The sequence below is a fragment of the Kribbella turkmenica genome (assembly GCF_004348725.1).
Lineage (GTDB): Bacteria > Actinomycetota > Actinomycetes > Propionibacteriales > Kribbellaceae > Kribbella > Kribbella turkmenica.
Genome location: NZ_SMKR01000319.1, coordinates 1 through 2,015 on the forward strand (window position 1 = coordinate 1; position 2,015 = coordinate 2,015).

Annotated in this window: 3 protein-coding genes; 2 read left to right on the top strand and 1 reads right to left on the bottom strand. The window is 68.5% G+C overall.

All coding sequences use genetic code 11. The annotated features are described in order from the left end of the window. Positions 1 to 151: 151 nt before the first annotated feature. Positions 152 to 535, bottom strand: coding sequence for a BlaI/MecI/CopY family transcriptional regulator (locus E1218_RS35550; protein ID WP_132327417.1), 384 nt, complete (start codon positions 533 to 535; stop codon positions 152 to 154). Between the two features lie 75 nt (positions 536 to 610). Here E1218_RS35550 and E1218_RS35555 point away from each other — a divergent pair, with 75 nt between their 5' ends. Then, entirely contained in the window at positions 611 to 1,204 is a 594-nt protein-coding gene (locus E1218_RS35555) for a phosphatase PAP2 family protein (protein ID WP_132327418.1), read from the top strand. A 5-nt stretch (positions 1,205 to 1,209) separates the two neighbouring features. Further along, the gene (locus tag E1218_RS35560) at positions 1,210 to 1,941 is read left to right on the top strand and encodes a DedA family protein (RefSeq protein ID WP_202866377.1); all 732 of its coding nucleotides are present in this window, start codon (positions 1,210 to 1,212) and stop codon (positions 1,939 to 1,941) included. Positions 1,942 to 2,015 lie beyond the last annotated feature (74 nt).

The window sequence follows — 2,015 nt, forward strand, 5'->3', positions numbered from 1 at the left end:
CCCCCAAGGATGAACACCCCGCTGGCAGCCGCGAGCACGCCGGCGGCAACGAGGACCCGCGTCGCTGCCGCCGGCGGCAGCCGTCGAGAGACTGCCGGGGCCCCGAGCGCGTAGACCACGATGGCGATGATGCCGATCACGGCGGCCACGGTCATGCCGGACCCGCCTCGGAATCGGCGCCGAGCAGGTCCACCAGCAGTCGCGATTCCTCCGGTGACAGGCCGCTGGCGAACCGGGTCAGGATCGCGGCGCGATCCCCGCGTGCGTCCAGGAGTCGGTGAATCTGATGCGCGGTGACCGCCGCGTCGTCGACGACAGCGGTGTAGGCATACGAACGCCCGACCCGGTCCCTGGTCGCCAGACCTTTGGCCTGCATGCGCGCCAGCACCGTCATCACCGTTGTGTAGGCCAGGTCGGCGCCGATCGCGTCGCGGACCTCACCGGTCGTCATCGGGCGGCCACCCGCGGCCAGCGCCGCGAACACCTGCTGCTCCAGGTCACCGCGGCCACGCTGCTGACTCCGGTAAGCCACCATTCCACCTCTCACGACTACTACAAAGATCGTAGTAACATCAGTTACTACCTTCATCGTAGTAGACAGGACGCCGGAATGAATGAGTGGTTGTTCGAGCAGATCAACGCCTTCGCCAAGGCGACACCTTGGCTGCACGTTCCGGCCAGGAGCTATGCCGGGTACGCCGTGGTCTTGTTCGCGGCCCTGCTGCTGGCCGGATGGTCGGCCGCCCGGCGCAGCGGTGACGTGTCACGGGCCGCCGCTGCCGTCACGGCCGGCGGCGCCACCCTGCTCGCCCTGGCGGTCAACCAGCCGATCGTGCACGCCGTCCACGAAGCCCGGCCCTACACGACACTGACGAACATCCTGGTGCTGGCCAACCGTAGCCCGGACGCGTCGTTTCCCTCCGATCACGCCACCATGGCCGGTGCTGTCGCCGTCGGCCTGCTGATCGTGTCCCGGCGCCTCGGCATCGTCGCCGTGGTCGCCGCAGTGCTGATGGCCTTCACCTGGGTCTACATCGCCGCCCACTACCCTGCCGATGTGGCCGCCGGTCTCCTGCTGGGCGGGGTCGTCGCCGTGCTCACCTGGCTGTTTGTCCGCCGACCATTAACGCGTGTCGTCGGTGCTTTGGCTGGGACTCGGCTGCGTCCCGTGCTGGTGACCGCTGGCCACCCGCAACTGTCATGACCCGATTGACCGACTGGCTCCTCGGCCTGCACGACCTGCCCGTCTACGGGCTGGTCGGTCTGCTTGTGTTCGCAGAAGACGCCCTGTTCGTCGGGTTCGTCCTGCCCGGCGAGACCGCGGCCGTGGTCGGCGGCGTTGCCGCCAGCCGCGGCCACGCATCCCTGCCGCTGATGCTGGCCGTCGTAGTCGGTGCCGCGATCCTCGGCGACACCGTCGGCTACGAGATCGGGCGCCACCTCGGCCCACGAATCCTGCGCAGCCACGTCCTGAGAAAACGCAGTGAGCGGATCGACGCCGCGCGTGAGCAACTCGCAAGCCGCGGCGGCGCAGCGGTCTTCGTCGGCCGGTTCGTCTCCTTCTTCCGTGCCACGATGCCCGCCCTCGCCGGCACCGCCGGCATGCGCTACCCGAAGTTCCTCGCCTTCAACGCAACGGGCGGACTCGTTTGGGGCGTCGGCGTCGTGCTGCTCGGCTACCTCGCCGGCAACTCCTACGCCACCATCGAGAAGACCATCGGACGCGCGAGCGCGCTGATTGTTCTCGCCGCCCTCCTCACCGCCGTTGTCATCTGGCGGATCCGCCGGCTCCTCAACCGCCGCACACACCAAAATCAGGCCGTCGACCATGACGCCCGTACCGCTTCCACGGCGTCCGCACCGAAGTCGGTGACATCAGCCTCACCATCCTCCGCAGGCGGTTGGCGGCACCTCCACAGCCGGCACCACGATTTCCCGTGACGCGATCCCAAGCCATGCTCGGAGGCGGACCTGCGGGTCCTGCTCGATCAGTTCGTCGCCGAGTACACCAGCAT